Consider the following 16,753-nt stretch of genomic DNA (forward strand, 5'->3'; position numbering starts at 1 on the left):
AGCTATTTTAAAAAATCAAGATAAAAACTAACTGTTATTTTAAACAGAACTATAGATATAACTAGAGAAAAGGAAGGGTGTTTTCATGTACGATATTTCCGGATGGAAACATGTATTTAAGCTTGATCCAAATAAGGAGTTAAGCGATGAATATTTAGAAATGATTTGTGAGTCTGGAACGGATGCTGTTATTGTAGGCGGAAGTGATGGAGTTACAATTGATAACGTATTACACATGCTAGTTAGCATTCGTAGATATGCAGTTCCTTGTGTATTAGAGGTTTCTGATGTAGAAGCAATTACACCAGGATTTGATTTTTATTATATCCCAAGTGTTTTAAATAGCCGAAAAGTAGAATGGGTAACAGGTGTTCATCATGAGGCATTGAAAGAATTTGGGGATATTATGGACTGGGACGAAATTTTTATGGAAGGGTATTGTGTTTTAAATCCCGAAGCGAAAGTAGCCCAGCTTACAGATGCGAAATGTGATTTAACAGAAGATGACGTTATTGCATATGCGCGTTTAGCAGACAAGTTATTACATTTACCGATATTTTATTTAGAATATAGCGGTACGTATGGAGATGTTGAACTTGTTAAAAATGTAAAAGCAGAATTGAAACAAGCCAAGTTATATTATGGCGGTGGTATTTCTAATGCAGAACAGGCGAAAGAAATGGCGCAATATGCTGATACAGTAGTTGTTGGAAATATTATTTATGATGATATAAAATCGGCGTTAAAAACAGTTAAAGCAGTAAAAGGAGAGTAGGTGCAGGCGTATATGAGTATGACAGATAAGTTATTAAACGGTTTAAATCCACAGCAACAAAAAGCAGTACAAACAACGAATGGACCACTGCTACTAATGGCAGGTGCAGGTAGTGGTAAGACACGAGTGTTAACACACCGTATTGCGTATTTGCTTGGTGAAAAAGGTGTAGCACCATGGAATGTACTAGCTATTACCTTCACAAATAAAGCAGCTCGTGAAATGCGCGAGCGTATTGATAAACTTGTGGGACCAGAAGCAGAAGATATTTGGATTTCGACGTTCCACTCTATGTGTGTACGTATTTTACGACGCGATATCGATCGTATTGGTATTAATCGTAACTTTACAATCTTAGATTCAGGTGATCAGCTAACTGTAGTCAAAAAAATTATGAAAGAGCGCAATATTGATCCGAAGAAATTTGAGCCGCGCTCTATTTTAGCGGGTATTAGTAATGCAAAAAATGAATTGTTATCTGCGGATAAATATGCAAAAAAAATTACAATGGCTGATCCATATGAAAAATTAACGAGCGATGTATACACAGAGTATCAAAAACGTCTTTTGAAAAATAATTCATTAGACTTTGATGATTTAATTATGACGACGATTCAGCTATTCGAACGTGTTCCAGAAGTATTAGAGTTTTATCAGCGTAAGTTCCAATATATTCATGTTGATGAGTATCAAGATACGAACAAAGCGCAATATCTTCTTGTTAAACATTTGGCAGCACGTTTTAAAAATCTTTGCGTTGTAGGTGACTCTGACCAGTCTATTTATCGCTGGCGTGGTGCAGATATTTCTAACATTTTGTCATTTGAAAAAGACTATGAGAATGCACAGGTAATTTTGTTAGAACAAAACTATCGTTCGTCACAAAATATTTTAAATGCAGCGAATGCTGTTATTGAAAAAAATACGAATCGTAAACCGAAGAAATTATGGACAGACAATCAAGTTGGAAGTAAAATCTCGTATTATCGTGCCGCAACTGAAAAGGACGAAGCATATTTTGTTGCGAAAAAAATTCGTGACGATCTTCAAATGGGGAAACGAAAATACACTGATTTTGCAGTGCTATATCGTACGAATGCTCAGTCTCGTATGGTCGAGGAGATTTTCCTTAAATCTAACATTCCGTACAAAATTGTCGGGGGAACTAAGTTCTACGACCGTAAAGAGATTAAAGATATTTTGGCGTACTTACGTTTAATCGGTAATCCAGATGATGAAATTAGTTTTGCACGTATTATTAACATGCCAAAGCGTGGTATTGGTGCGACTTCTATCGATAAAATTATTAATTATGGTGTGCAAAACGGAATTTCATTAACTGCTGTATTTGATGAGATTGAGCATGTTGGAGTAAGTGCAAAAATTACAAAGGCAGTAAAAGAATTCGCAAGTTTATTACACAACTGGGTAAATATGCAAGAGTATTTATCTGTTACAGAATTAGTAGAAGAAGTTATTGAAAAAACAGGCTATCGCGATATGTTGAAAAATGAGCGTTCTTTAGAAGCGGAAGGTCGTTTAGAAAACTTAGACGAATTCTTATCTGTTACGCAAACATTTGAATCTCAAAGTGAAGATAAGAGCCTTGTTGCATTCTTAACAGATTTAGCACTTGTTGCTGATATTGATCGTGTAGATGAAGACCCAACTGCTGGTGAAGAAGTTATTTTAATGACGATGCACTCAGCAAAAGGATTAGAGTTCCCGGTTGTCTTTATTGTTGGTTTAGAGGAAGGGATATTCCCTCATACTCGTTCTCTTATGGAAGAGGATGAAATGCAAGAAGAACGTCGTCTTGCTTATGTAGGTATTACTCGTGCAGAAGAAGAGTTATATTTATCTAATGCGCAAATGCGTACTTTATTTGGTAGAACAAGTATGAATGCTGCGTCTCGCTTCATTACAGAAATCCCGGCAGAACTAGTGGAATCATTAAATGAAACAGCGCCGAAGCGTGAAAATTCGTTTGGTGCAAAAGGCAGAACAGCAAGTAGCAGTAAAATGACAACGACAACCACAACACGCTCTCGTTCAGCTTTCGCGCGTCCAGCAGCTAAGACGACAGGCGGTGAGCAAATTGGCTGGGCAGTAGGCGATAAAGCTTCCCATCAAAAATGGGGAATCGGTACAGTTGTAAGTGTAAAAGGTGAAGGTGATGCAAAAGAATTAGATATTGCGTTCCCAAGCCCAATTGGTGTTAAACGTTTGTTAGCAAAATTTGCACCTGTGACGAAACAATAGAAAGGAATGAGGATATGTCAAAAGAGATAGCAAAAAAACGTATAGAAGAACTGCGTGATTTGTTAAATACATTTAATTATCAATATCACGTATTAGACAATCCTTCTGTTTCTGATGCGGAATATGACCGTGATATGCAGGAGCTTATAAAATTAGAAGCAGAGAACCCAGAGTTTATGAGTGAAGATTCTCCCTCCGTTCGCGTTGGGGGAACTATTCTTGATATATTTGAAAAAGTAACACATAAGTCACCAATGTTAAGTTTAGGGAATGCATTTAACGAAGGGGATTTGCGTGATTTCGACAGAAGAGTATGTCAAGGAATTGATGGTGCGAATGTAAGATATATATGTGAATTAAAAATTGACGGGCTTGCCGTTTCGCTTCATTATGAAAAAGGACGCTTCATTCAAGGGGCGACACGTGGTGATGGTGTAACGGGTGAAGATATTACTCAAAATTTAAAAACGATTAAAGCTATCCCGCTTCTTTTAAATGAAGAAGTAACGTTAGAAGCACGAGGCGAAGCTTATATGCCGAAGCGTTCATTCGTTAAACTAAATGAAGAAAAAGAGCAAAATGGAGAAGACGTATTTGCGAATCCGCGTAATGCAGCAGCAGGTTCAATACGTCAACTTGATCCGAAAATTGCAGCGAAGCGTAACTTATCTATGTTTGTGTACGGTCTTGCGAATGTAGAAGAAAAAACAATTCCATCGCACAGTGAATCGCTTGATTTCTTAGGTGAACTCGGATTTAAGACAAATCCAAATCGCCGTACATGTGAAACAATCGAAGAGGTTATAGCTTATGTAGAAGAATGGCAAGAAAAACGTCCGCATCTTGATTATGAGATTGATGGAATCGTTATAAAAGTAGATGATGTTGCTCTTCAAGAAAGTCTAGGAACTACAGCGAAGAGTCCAAGATGGGCAATTGCTTATAAATTCCCAGCTGAAGAAGTTGTAACGAGACTAACAGGCATTGAATTAAGTGTTGGCCGAACAGGGGTTGTAACGCCGACTGCAGAGCTAGAGCCAGTGAGAGTTGCTGGTACGATTGTTCGCCGTGCTTCTTTACATAACGAAGATTTGATTCGTGAAAAAGATATTCGAATTGGTGACTACGTTGTTGTGAAGAAGGCTGGAGATATTATTCCTGAAGTTGTGAACGTTATTTTTGATAAGCGTACTGGTGAAGAAGAAGAATACCGTATGCCAACGCATTGTCCAGCATGTGAGAGTGAACTTGTTCGTTTAGAAGAAGAAGTAGCACTTCGATGTATAAATCCGACTTGTCCGGCTCAAATTCGAGAGGGATTAATCCATTTCGTTTCAAGAAATGCGATGAATATTGATGGACTTGGAGAACGTGTCATTACACAACTCTTTGATGCAGATTATATTCGTACATTTGCTGATTTATATGCATTGACGAAAGAGCAATTATTACAGTTAGAACGTTTTGGTGAAAAATCAGCAACAAACTTAATACAAGCAATTGAAAATTCTAAAGAAAACTCGTTAGAGCGATTATTATTTGGTCTTGGAATTCGCCACGTTGGAGCGAAAGCAGCACGTACATTTGCAGAGCACTTTGAAACGATGGATGAGCTTGTAAAAGCAACAGAAGAAGAACTAAAAGCAATTAATGAAATTGGCGAAAAAATGGCTCAATCTGTTGTGACATATTTTGATAATGAAGATGTATTAGAATTATTACAGCAGTTTAAAGAGTATGGCGTGAATATGACATACAAAGGTATAAAAATTGCAGATTTACAAAATGTTGAATCTTACTTCGCAGGAAAAACGGTTGTTTTAACAGGTAAGCTAGAAGTTATGGGACGAAGTGAAGCGAAGAAGAAGATTGAGGCATTAGGTGGAAAAGTAACAGGAAGTGTTAGTAAGAGTACGGATTTGGTTGTTGCAGGTGAAGCAGCTGGTTCGAAATTAGCACAAGCGGAGAAACATAATGTTGAGGTTTGGAATGAAGAGAGGTTCTTACAAGAGCTAAATAAGTAAGAGGTGCAAACTTACCATGAAAAAAATAGCATTAGCGATATTAAGCCTGGGCCTACTTGTAAGTGGGTGTAGTGCAGGTGCCGACAAAGATGAAAAAGTGGCTGAGAAATCGGGGAAAGCAAAAGAACAATCAGTTGTTCCAAAATACGCTATTTCGGATGAATATTATAAGACGACTATTCCATTTGATGGTGGAAATGCACGTGGTTTAGTGGTGCAAGGGCTAAATAGTCGTCTTGATATAGATGAATTTGAAACAGGATTAATGCGAATTGCAAAAGAATCATTTAATACGAAAGATAATTTTTTAAAAGGCGGAAGTGCTCTAGATACTCAAGTGATACAGATGCTTGTTAAAAGAAAACGTACAGATGCTGAACAAAAGGAACTAGAGGACAAATTAAAAAAAGATGCAGTTAAATTTCCTAATATAGGATTAAACCCTGCGTTAGGAACGGGATCTGAATCACTAGAAGTGAAAAATAAAAAAAATCCAATATATATTTCAAATATTTTAGAGCATGATTATTATGTGAAAAAAGGCGATAACAGCGAGGAACGTGTTGGTATGGTAGTTGGATTAGCAATGAATTCTGTTCAATATTTTAACGAAGAGCATGGTTATCCACGTGAAGCTGCAATCCCGGATGAAAAGATGTTAGCTGAAGGGAAAAAAATGGCGCAAGAAATTTTGAAAGTCATACATCAAAAACAACCTGATACAAAAAATATTCCGATAACATTTGCGATTTATCGCCAATCTCCAAAGTCTTCGCTCGTACCAGGTAACTTTGTTTCTTATGCAAATGTAGAAAAAGGTAGTGAAACGGTTGAAGATTGGAAACAAATTAATGAGAAATACTATTTGTTCCCATCAGAGCAAGCGAAAACAGATAATAAACGTGAAGATCTTGCAAGAGTATCCAACTTTAAGGCAAAACTAAGCGATTATTTCCAAGGCGACTATACAGCTGTTATTGGTACTGGTATGTATAGAGATGATGAATTAAGAGAAATGAAGCTTGATATTCCTGTCCAGTTTAATGGAAAAGCTGAAATAATTGGTTTTACACAATATGTGGCAGGGCTTGTTATGGAATACTTCCCGAATTATATGAAAGTACAAGTAACGATTAAATCTGTAGAACGCCCAGAAGCTATTATTATACGTGAAGCAAAACAAGATGAACCACTTGTGAAAATTTTAGATTAAATATGAAGGCTGTTCCTCTATGGAACAGCTTTTTTTCTTATGTAATTTTGTTATAATTTAAAATGTTGTAAATAATAGGGGTAAGGGGTAAAGTTCATGGAAGAATTAAGTTTTCAAGTCATTATTTTATTAATTGCATTCGGTTTTTTAGCAGCTTTCATTGATTCCGTTGTTGGAGGAGGAGGGTTAATTTCGCTTCCTGCGCTTATGTTTGTTGGCTTATCGCCGGCTTCAGCAATTGCAACGAATAAATTAGCGGCAACAATGGGGACGTTTACGAGTGCGATGTATTTCATTCGATCAGGAAAAGTTGATTTTAAAATTGTAGGAAAGTTAATCCCGTTAACTATTGTTGGAGCTGTTGCAGGTGCTTTAGTAGTAAAATTTATTCCATCGGATATTTTACGCCCATTAGTACTTGTAATGTTGGTATTTATTGCTATTTATATTATTGCAAAAAAGAATTGGGGAAGTGTGTCTACCTATAAGAAGATGACGCAAAGAAAAACATTAATATTTTTCTTTGTTATTTTAATGATAGGATTTTATGATGGATTTTTTGGACCAGGGACAGGGTCATTTTTAATTTTTGCATTTTTATTAATTGGTTTGGATTTTATTCAAGCGGCAGCATCTGGAAAACTTTTGAACTTTGTTAGTAATATTGTATCTTTAATTACTTTTTTATTTTTAGACATAATTCATTTTGAATACGGTATTATCATGGGATTATCAATGATCTTAGGTGCTTATTTGGGATCGAAGTTTGCGGTTCAAAAAGGCGTTGGATATGTAAGGACTTTATTTTTATTAGTTACTATATTATTGATCGGGAAAAATGTTTTGGAATATACTCATATTTTGTAGATTCATACGCATGTATGAATCTCTTTTTTTTATTATATTTTAAAAATTTATTAATTTTTAAAATATAAGTCTAGGAATATTTGAATAAATCTAAATTATCGTGTAGAATAATGTTGTAAAATGTAAACGTTTTTCTAAGGGGAGGCTAAAAAAAATGGTAGTAGCATACAAACATGAGCCATTTACAGATTTTTCAGTGGAGGCTAACAAATTAGCGTTTGAAGAAGGTTTAAAGAAAGTAGAATCTTATCTTGGACAAGACTATCCATTAATTATTGGGGGAGAAAAAATCACTACAGAAGACAAAATTGTTTCTGTAAACCCTGCAAATAAAGAGGAACTTGTTGGTCGTGTTTCAAAAGCAAGCCGTGAGTTAGCTGAAAAAGCAATGCAAGTAGCGGATGAAACATTCCAAACTTGGAGAAAATCAAAGCCAGAAATGCGTGCAGACATTTTATTCCGTGCTGCAGCAATCGTTCGTCGCAGAAAACATGAATTCTCTGCTATTCTTGTAAAAGAAGCAGGTAAGCCATGGAATGAGGCAGATGCTGATACAGCAGAAGCAATCGACTTTATGGAATATTATGGTCGTCAAATGTTAAAATTAAAAGACGGTATTCCAGTAGAAAGCCGTCCAATTGAATATAATCGTTTCTCTTACATTCCATTAGGAGTAGGTGTTATCATTTCTCCTTGGAACTTCCCATTCGCAATTATGGCAGGTATGACAACAGCTGCTTTAGTTTCTGGTAACACAGTATTACTAAAACCAGCTAGTACAACTCCTGTAGTAGCAGCGAAATTTATGGAAGTATTAGAAGAAGCTGGCTTACCAGCTGGCGTAGTAAACTTCGTTCCAGGTAATGGTTCTGAAGTTGGTGACTACTTAGTAGATCATCCTCGTACACGTTTCGTAAGCTTCACGGGATCTCGTGATGTAGGTATCCGTATTTATGAGCGTGCAGCGAAAGTAAACCCAGGCCAAATTTGGTTAAAACGCGTTATCGCTGAAATGGGCGGTAAAGATACAATCGTTGTTGATAAAGAAGCAGATCTTGAATTAGCAGCTAAGTCTATCGTTGCATCAGCATTCGGATTCTCAGGACAAAAATGTTCTGCATGTTCTCGTGCAGTAATCCACGAAGATGTATACGATCACGTATTAAATCGTGCTGTTGAATTAACAAAAGAATTAACAGTTGCTAACCCAGCAGTATTAGGTACAAACATGGGTCCTGTTAATGACCAAGCTGCATTCGATAAAGTAATGAGCTATGTTGCAATTGGTAAAGAAGAAGGTAGAATCTTAGCAGGTGGCGAAGGAGACGATTCTAAAGGCTGGTTCATCCAACCAACAATCGTTGCTGATGTTGCAGAAGATGCTCGCTTAATGAAAGAAGAAATCTTCGGACCAGTAGTAGCATTCTGTAAAGCAAAAGACTTCGATCATGCACTTGCAATTGCAAACAATACGGAATACGGTTTAACAGGTGCTGTTATTACTAACAACCGTGACCATATTGAAAAAGCACGTGAAGACTTCCACGTTGGTAACTTATACTTCAACCGTGGATGTACTGGTGCAATCGTAGGTTACCAACCATTCGGTGGCTTTAACATGTCTGGTACAGACTCTAAAGCTGGTGGACCTGATTACTTAGCACTTCACATGCAAGCAAAAACTACTTCTGAAACTTTATAAGAAATAGTAGAGGAGCTCTTCACAAAGTGTGGAGAGCTCCTTTTAAAGTTGAAACCCCATATATTACCGTCGTTCGAAGAGAATGAGCTAAAACCTATTAATAGCGGGATAAACATGTAAACAGAAATAAAATAATGAGAAAAATTGACGTATTAGTCATATTTTTTAGTATTCATTTTGAGAATTTCCTGTATAATACAATTTGAAAGAAAATCTATGGTTCGACAAGGAACACTCCTTTCGGTTTTGCTCACTGAAAGGAGTGTTTTTTTATTGACATAGATCAAGAGTCTTGATTTCGGAATCTTCAATAATTAGATAGAAGAAAAACTCTCTATTTAAGTAGTTGATTTGGAAAATATTAAATATATAAGAAAAAAATTAAATTTATTTTTAGGATTTTGTATAGTATACTAAGTGATTTTATAATCGAATATCGAGATTTTAAGTTTTAATTATTGTTTTAATATTTATTATATTCTGGCATAATAGATTTGTACTTTTGGAAAAGACAAAAGTGGTGAGGGGAAATGTTATGTGGGAAGGGATGATTGTTAGATGAATAAAAAGAATTATGTTGAATATGTTGACGTACTACGTGTATTTTCGATGTTTGCGGTAGTGTTTCTTCATACTGCTGCAGGAAGTTTACGGGGGAATATCGGTTCGGGTACTTGGCATATAACGAATGCACTGACAACTGTATTTAGTACGAGTGTACCTATCTTCTTTATGATTTCTGGTGCGATGTTAATGAGGAGTAGTAAAACGGAATCACTTAAAATAACTTATACAGAACGTTTGCCAAAATTAATTGTGCCATTTATTATATGGTCAACTATTGCTGTGTTATACTTTACGCCAAGGCCGATACAAATAACAAATGTTATTAAGAGTATTTTATACATGCCGAATCAAGCAGCGACAGTACATCTTTGGTTTATGTATGCCATTATTCCTTTGTATATTCTTTCTCCTCTTTTGAAGAAAATGGTAGATGCTTTAAGTAAAGAGCTTATAAAGTACATGTTAATTCTTTGGTTTATAGTAAGTTCGCTATTGCCAACAATTGCAGTACTAGTTCCAAATGAATTAAAACCAATATTTACGTTGTATCCTAATTTTGATATGAACTTTTTAGGCGGATATATAGGGTATTTCCTCATAGGTTATTATTTAATGACATATGAGAAGAAGGTATCCAAAAGGTTGTTACTATCCATAATCGTTATAGATACATTTTTAATTATATTGGGTACTTGGTATGCAACGGTTAAAATAGGGGAATACTCTGAGGATTTTAAGGCATACGTTAGAGTATTCGAAGTAATGCTTTCAGGTTCAATCTTCTTATTAGTAAAAGAGTATTTTAGAAATTACTCAATGAATCCGTTTATGTTTAAGTGGATACAAATTTTATCTGCTTTTTCATTTGGTGTGTATTTAATGCATAATTTAGTAGTTGTATATATTGGGAATAGATTGAATATTTGGCCAGCGCAATCAATTTGGATGTTATTAGTTGCTTTCATAATAATTACAGTTATAACAATGATAGCAATTATAATTTTTGCAAGTATAAAAATCACATGTTATCCATTAACAGGAATGAGTTTTAAGGAAGCTTCTCGTACATGTAATATTCAATTTTTATGGGGAAATTGGACTCAATCAAAAGATATTAAAAATGATAATGTATCAATGTAAATAATTAGTGAGGTTTTTATAAGTAGAATATGAATTCCTCAAAATAGGGCATGAATAGATGGTAAATATAATATAGTCGAAAAAAATCCTTTTGAATTTTCAAAAGGATTTTTTTCTTTGGACAAACTCTTTTTTGCTAAGTATTTCCGCATATATATTATTCAAACTTGCTAAAATTGTATTATGAATATAAACAGCTGGTATAGTAGCGTTCTTAAAAGAAAGGTCTTTTGTAGCACAAGCATCATGTATAACGGTACATTGAAAGCCAAAATCGAATGCAGCCCTTACTGTAGCATCAATACACATATGAGTCATCATCCCGCATACGACGACATGTTCAATGTCTAAACGCTGTAATTGCTCTAGAAGATTAGTTTCTCGGAAGCTATTTGGATAATGTTTGACTATAACGGTTTCTTCTCTAAGTGGACGTACGCTTTCGTGAATATGTACACCTTCTGTATTAGGTAGGAAAAAAGTAGCGTCATCTTTTATAGCTACGTGCTGGATATGAAAAATAGGTTCGCTGTTTGTTCTAAAGTGTTGTAATAACTGATTAGCATATTCGCTTGCTTCTACTGGATTACGCAATTCCATCTTTCCATTTGGAAAATAATCGTTTTGAATATCGACGAGTAAAAGAGCTGTTTTCATATATTTATCTGCCTCCGAGTTTCATATTCAAATAAATTTATTCAATTTGTAGAGAGGATTCTCCTGTTTAAAAATATGAGGAAGAAGAATTTTAAATAACCTTGAAAGTTACTATTTTCTCATGAATTTTCATCTGAAAATTTTAATAAAGGAATAATTAATATTTTTCTAAAAAATGTATTGACTCTTATTATTCTGAGTTCTATAATGAGAATTAATTAAATGACAATTAAATCGATACATTCTTATCCAGAGAGGTGGAGGGACTGGCCCTACGATACCTCAGCAACGGGTTTTTTAATACCGTGCTAACTCCAGCAAGCCATATAAAGGCTTGGAAGATGAGAAGATGTGAACGAGTACATATAAGTGCTCTCCTTCTTATCTTTATGGTTGATAAGAAGGAGAGCACTTTTTATTTTACCTCGAAAGCTCTACTTCAAGTTTTTACAGCATATAGGAGGGGAAAAATGATTTCTTTTAACAATGTAAGTAAAGTGTATGAATCAGCTGGGCAATCTGTTCATGCGGTGGAGGATGTAACATTATCAGTTGAGAAAGGCGAAATTTTTGGCATTATCGGTTTTAGTGGCGCTGGAAAGAGTACATTATTACGCTTAGTAAATATGTTAGAGAGACCAACGTCAGGAACGATTGCAATAGATGATAAAGATATTACATCATTATCGACGAAAGAATTACGCAAACTAAGACAAAGAATCGGAATGATTTTTCAAAGCTTTAATTTATTTAATTCAAGAACAGTGTTTGGGAATATTGCTTATCCATTAAAGTTAGCGAAATTGCCAAAGAACGAGATAAAGGAACGAGTGAATGAACTGCTGAAGTTTGTAGGGTTAGAAGATAAAGCAAACTATTATCCAGAACAGCTATCAGGGGGACAAAAGCAACGTGTTGGTATTGCTAGAGCACTTGCGACATCGCCAGATATTCTTATATGTGATGAGGCAACATCAGCCTTAGATCCAGAAACGACGACAGAAATTCTAAACTTATTAAAGAAAGTAAATCGAGAATACAATTTAACAATTCTTCTTATTACACATGAAATGCATGTTGTGAAAGAAATTTGTCACCGTGTAGCTGTAATGGAGAAGGGAAAAGTTATTGAAGAAGGAAAACTGTTCGATGTTTTCACGCAACCAAAAACAAAGACGACTCAAAACTTTGTACGTTCTGTTATTAATGATCATTTACCAGAAAGTGTTCTAGCGAAAATTCAAAATGGTGGTCAAATTTATCGTCTAACATTTACTGGTGAGGAGACAGGGCAGCCGGTACTATCATATATCGCAAAAAACTATAACGTCGATGTAAATGTACTGTACGGAAATATTATTGAACTTCAAAATGTGCTATTTGGAAATCTGCTTGTAGAATTGCAAGGTGAGCAGAGGGAAATTCAAAAAGCATTACAACATCTAAGACTGCAAGTGCAGCTGAAGGAGGTAGAAGCTCATGCGAGTTGATTGGAGTATATTTTGGCCGCGCATACTAGATGCGACGGGGGATACCCTCTTAATGGTAATTGTAACCCTTATATTCGCTACAATTCTTGGTATACCGCTAGGTTTACTTTTATATGTAACGAGAAAAGGAAACTTTTTAGAAAATAAATGGGTCTTTTCTATTCTTAACATCATAATTAATACAATTCGTCCGGTACCATTCATTATCTTTTTAGTAGCGTTAAGTCCACTAACGAGAAGTGTTATCGGAACGACGATTGGAACAGCAGCAGCAATTTTCCCGATGACGTTAGTCGCATCAATTGGTATTGCTAGAATGGTTGAAACAAATCTTGTTTCCGTTCCGAAAGGAGTAATTGAGGCAGCGCAAGCAATGGGCGCCTCGCCAATTAGAATCGTTTTTGAAATCCTTGTACCAGAAGCGTTAGCACCATTAATCTTAGGTATCACATTTATGACAGTTGGTTTAATTGAATTTTCTGCAGTTGCTGGGCTTGTCGGTGGTGGCGGTCTTGGTGACTTGGCAATGACATATGGTTATCAACGTTTTGATACATCAGTTATGTTTGTAACGGTTGTTTTACTTATTATTCTCGTACAGATAGCTCAAAATTTAGGAAACTACTTTGCGAAAGTCTTGTTACGTAGATCATAAAAAGGAAGAGAGGAAAAGAAAATGAAGAAAATTTTAGCATTTGCATTATCAGCGATTGTAGGAGTCTCAGCATTAAGTGGCTGCTCAAGTGGAGACACGGGTGCAGGAGCGAAAGAAAAAGTAGTTCGCGTCGGTGTAACTGGAACGGATGGAGACGCTTGGGAAATTTTGAAGAAAAAAGCTGAAAAAGAAGGGATTAAGATTAAACTGGTGGAGTTCTCTGATTATACAACTCCAAATAAAGCTTTAGCTGATGGAGATATTGAATTAAACTCATTTCAGCATATTGCTTTCTTAGAGCAATTTAAAAAAGAGCATAAGTTAGATATTACAGCTGTTGGTACAACACAAATTGCGCCAATGGGTTTATACTCTGAAAAATATAAGAAGGCAAATGAAATTCCAGATGGTTCAGAAATTGCAATTCCAAACGATCCAACGAACCAAGCACGTGCATTAAAACTTCTTGATGCAGCTGGATTATTAAAGCTGAAAAAGGATTTTGGTCTATTTGGAGATCCAAGCGGCATTGCTGAAAATCCGAAGAAGTTAAAAATCACGCCGGTTATCGCACAGCAAACACCTCGTGTGTTAAAAGATGTAGCAGCATCAGTTATTAATAACGGTGTTGCTGGTCAAGCTGGATTAGATCCAGCGAAGGATCCTATTTTCTTAGAAGATCCAAAGAATGAAAATGCGAAGCCTTATATTAATATTTTCGCAGCTCGTACGAAAGATAAAGATGATCCAACACTGAAAAAAGTAATTGAATTATACCATTCAAAAGAAGTAACAGATGCAATTAAGAAAGAAACAAATGATGGTTCAATTTCAGTAGATCTTTCACTTGAGGAGCTTGAAAAAATCGTGAAATAATCATTGGGTTTAATGGACTAACAGAAGGAACCCCTCCGCTGTTAGTTCGTTCAACATATAATCTACTTAACAAACAAACCCTAATTCTGTACCTTCCAATTTTGTATAACATAGAATCCCATGTTTGTTAAGTAGAGTAATGGACCAGGAGTTTTTCTGGTCTTTTTTTATGAATGAAAGTAGCTAGCGAACAGTAAGGTAATCTGAAAAACCAATTGTTTAGATTGTTTTTTCAGATTAGGCAGAAAACTTTCTTTGAAATAGTATTCTTTTATGATAGATTTATAAATATAAAACTAGAATTTACATAAAAATCCATCATGGTAAATATACTTATCTATAATGGGTATACAGCTAACGAGGGGGAGAACGATGAGAAGACGTAATACGCAAGCGTTCACGTTTTTAGCATGGACTTCATTTGTTTGTGCGCTTTCAGGTATGCTAATTGGGATTTATACGTTAGATGAAACGCTTAGTGTAAAAGGATACTATTTAATTGGAACATTATTTTTAACGATGTCTTGTTTTGTATTACAAAAAACAATTCGTGATAATGAAGAAGATAACGAGAGATTTCCGAAAAATAAACCGTTAGATAAAGAGTAAATTGTAAAGAAAGGCATTTGCCTTTCTTTTTTTATGTAAAAATGGCGTAAGTACTCTGTGTTGACTTGCTTGAAGTACTGAAAATTTGGTATCATCAATAGTATTGTAGATTGAACGATATATTATGGAGGTGGCCTAGCCGTGTCAAGAATTTCCGTTGAGAATGTAAAGCACGTAGCACATTTAGCACGTCTTGCAATTACTGATCAAGAAGCAGAAAAATTTCAAAAACAACTAGATGCAATTGTTACATTTGCAGAACAGTTAAATGAATTAGATACAACAGATGTAAAACCAACAACTCATGTATTAACGATGAAAAATGTTATGCGTGAAGATGTACCAGAAAAAGGTTTACCAGTCGAAGAAGTATTAAAAAATGCACCGGATCACAAAGATAATCAAATCCGTGTTCCAGCAGTATTAGAATAGAGGAGGGGAATTTCGATGTCATTATTTGATCATTCAGTATCAGAGTTACATAAGAAGTTAAACAGCAAAGAAATTTCCGTTACGGATTTAGTAGAAGAATCTTACAAACGTATTGCGGATGTTGAAGATAACGTAAAAGCTTTTCTTACATTAGATGAAGAAAATGCACGCGCAAAAGCGAAAGAATTAGATGCAAAAATCGGCGCTGAAGATAATGGTTTATTATTCGGTATGCCAATTGGTGTAAAAGATAACATTGTAACTAACGGCCTTCGTACAACTTGTGCGAGCAAAATGCTAGCAAACTTCGATCCAATTTATGATGCGACAGTTGTGCAAAAGCTAAAAGCTGCTGACACGATTACAATCGGTAAATTAAACATGGACGAGTTTGCAATGGGTTCTTCAAATGAAAACTCAGGATTCTACGCTACGAAAAACCCATGGAACTTAGATTACGTTCCGGGCGGATCTAGTGGTGGTTCTGCAGCAGCTGTAGCAGCAGGAGAAGTACTATTCTCTCTAGGTTCTGATACGGGTGGTTCTATCCGTCAGCCAGCTGCATATTGCGGTGTTGTAGGTTTAAAACCAACTTACGGACGCGTATCTCGTTACGGATTAGTAGCATTCGCATCTTCACTTGACCAAATCGGACCGATTACACGTACAGTAGAAGACAATGCATACTTATTACAAGCTATTTCAGGTATTGACCGCATGGATGCAACTTCTGCAAACGTTGAAGTTGGAAACTATTTAGCTGGTTTAACAGGCGATGTTAAAGGTTTACGCATTGCTGTACCGAAAGAATACTTAGGCGAAGGTGTTGGCGAAGAAGCTCGTGAGTCAGTACTAGCTGCTTTAAAAGTATTAGAAGGTATGGGCGCAACTTGGGAGGAAGTATCTCTTCCACACTCTAAATACGCTCTAGCAACGTATTACTTACTATCTTCTTCTGAAGCATCTGCTAACCTTTCACGCTTTGATGGCGTGCGTTACGGTGTTCGTTCTGATAATGTAAATAACTTATTAGATCTTTACAAAAACACACGTAGTGAAGGTTTCGGTGATGAAGTTAAACGTCGTATTATGCTTGGTACATTTGCTCTTAGCTCTGGTTACTATGATGCATATTACAAAAAAGCACAACAAGTACGTACATTAATTAAGAACGATTTTGAAAATGTATTTGCTAACTATGATGTTATTATTGGACCAACAACACCAACTCCGGCATTTAAAGTGGGAGAAAAAGTTGACGATCCAATGACGATGTATGCAAATGACATTTTAACAATCCCAGTAAACTTAGCGGGTGTTCCAGCGATTTCAGTTCCATGTGGATTCGGTGCTAACAACATGCCACTTGGTCTACAAATCATTGGTAAACACTTCGATGAAGCGACAATTTACCGCGTTGCACATGCGTTTGAGCAAGCAACGGACTATCATACAAAAAAAGCAAGTCTGTAAGGAGGCGAGCA

General features: G+C 35.8%; 14 protein-coding genes and 1 riboswitch. Of the genes, 13 read left to right on the plus strand and 1 reads right to left on the minus strand.

Annotated features, from left to right (window positions below; genetic code table 11):
- The first annotated feature begins 85 nt into the window (after positions 1–85).
- From pcrB to AC1Q8L_RS24980, 7 genes are all read left to right on the plus strand, one after another.
- A complete protein-coding gene (pcrB, locus tag AC1Q8L_RS24950; RefSeq protein WP_000272109.1) occupies positions 86–775 on the plus strand; it encodes a heptaprenylglyceryl phosphate synthase in 690 nt (229 codons plus the stop codon).
- 12 nt (positions 776–787) lie between these two features.
- Positions 788–3,037 (plus strand): DNA helicase PcrA, encoded by a 2,250-nt coding sequence (gene pcrA / locus AC1Q8L_RS24955; protein WP_002094226.1) that lies wholly within the window; start codon positions 788–790, stop codon positions 3,035–3,037.
- 14 nt (positions 3,038–3,051) lie between these two features.
- Entirely contained in the window at positions 3,052–5,061 is a 2,010-nt protein-coding gene (gene ligA, locus AC1Q8L_RS24960) for an NAD-dependent DNA ligase LigA (RefSeq protein WP_000031418.1), read from the plus strand.
- A 16-nt stretch (positions 5,062–5,077) separates the two neighbouring features.
- The gene (locus tag AC1Q8L_RS24965; protein WP_000717011.1) at positions 5,078–6,274 is read left to right on the plus strand and encodes a CamS family sex pheromone protein; all 1,197 of its coding nucleotides are present in this window, start codon (positions 5,078–5,080) and stop codon (positions 6,272–6,274) included.
- A 96-nt stretch (positions 6,275–6,370) separates the two neighbouring features.
- A complete protein-coding gene (locus tag AC1Q8L_RS24970; protein WP_000391979.1) occupies positions 6,371–7,141 on the plus strand; it encodes a TSUP family transporter in 771 nt (256 codons plus the stop codon).
- A 154-nt stretch (positions 7,142–7,295) separates the two neighbouring features.
- Positions 7,296–8,843, plus strand: a complete 1,548-nt coding sequence (gene pruA, locus AC1Q8L_RS24975; protein ID WP_000259555.1) for an L-glutamate gamma-semialdehyde dehydrogenase — start codon at positions 7,296–7,298, stop codon at positions 8,841–8,843.
- Between the two features lie 558 nt (positions 8,844–9,401).
- Positions 9,402–10,550 carry an acyltransferase gene (locus tag AC1Q8L_RS24980; protein WP_001035908.1) on the plus strand — a complete coding sequence of 383 codons (1,149 nt, stop codon included), beginning with the start codon at positions 9,402–9,404 and terminating at the stop codon, positions 10,548–10,550.
- 99 nt (positions 10,551–10,649) lie between these two features.
- Here the strand turns inward: AC1Q8L_RS24980 and AC1Q8L_RS24985 are convergent, their stop codons facing one another.
- Positions 10,650–11,207, minus strand: a complete 558-nt coding sequence (locus AC1Q8L_RS24985) for a cysteine hydrolase family protein (protein WP_000844908.1) — start codon at positions 11,205–11,207, stop codon at positions 10,650–10,652.
- Positions 11,208–11,449: 242 nt separating this feature from the next.
- A riboswitch (SAM riboswitch) is annotated at positions 11,450–11,555 on the plus strand.
- Positions 11,556–11,677: 122 nt separating this feature from the next.
- Between AC1Q8L_RS24985 and AC1Q8L_RS24990 the strand changes: the two genes are divergently transcribed.
- The 6 genes from AC1Q8L_RS24990 (at position 11,678) to gatA (ending at position 16,742) form a co-directional block, all read left to right on the plus strand.
- Positions 11,678–12,697 (plus strand): methionine ABC transporter ATP-binding protein, encoded by a 1,020-nt coding sequence (locus AC1Q8L_RS24990; protein ID WP_000622973.1) that lies wholly within the window; start codon positions 11,678–11,680, stop codon positions 12,695–12,697.
- Positions 12,687–13,352, plus strand: a complete 666-nt coding sequence (locus tag AC1Q8L_RS24995; protein WP_001261862.1) for a methionine ABC transporter permease — start codon at positions 12,687–12,689, stop codon at positions 13,350–13,352. The genes AC1Q8L_RS24990 and AC1Q8L_RS24995 overlap by 11 nt, the downstream gene beginning before the upstream one ends.
- A gap of 21 nt (positions 13,353–13,373) precedes the next feature.
- Positions 13,374–14,228, plus strand: coding sequence for a MetQ/NlpA family ABC transporter substrate-binding protein (locus tag AC1Q8L_RS25000; RefSeq protein ID WP_000721596.1), 855 nt, complete (start codon positions 13,374–13,376; stop codon positions 14,226–14,228).
- A gap of 372 nt (positions 14,229–14,600) precedes the next feature.
- Complete coding sequence (locus tag AC1Q8L_RS25005) at positions 14,601–14,837, plus strand: YiaA/YiaB family inner membrane protein (RefSeq protein ID WP_001254393.1); 237 nt, start codon at positions 14,601–14,603, stop codon at positions 14,835–14,837.
- A gap of 141 nt (positions 14,838–14,978) precedes the next feature.
- The gene (gatC, locus tag AC1Q8L_RS25010) at positions 14,979–15,269 is read left to right on the plus strand and encodes an Asp-tRNA(Asn)/Glu-tRNA(Gln) amidotransferase subunit GatC (protein ID WP_000086999.1); all 291 of its coding nucleotides are present in this window, start codon (positions 14,979–14,981) and stop codon (positions 15,267–15,269) included.
- Positions 15,270–15,284: 15 nt separating this feature from the next.
- Positions 15,285–16,742: an Asp-tRNA(Asn)/Glu-tRNA(Gln) amidotransferase subunit GatA gene (gene gatA, locus AC1Q8L_RS25015; protein WP_000051455.1), complete on the plus strand. Its 1,458-nt coding sequence runs from the start codon at positions 15,285–15,287 to the stop codon at positions 16,740–16,742.
- The last annotated feature ends 11 nt before the right edge of the window (positions 16,743–16,753 follow it).

It is taken from the genome of Bacillus sp. GW823-FHT06A11 (assembly GCF_058795355.1).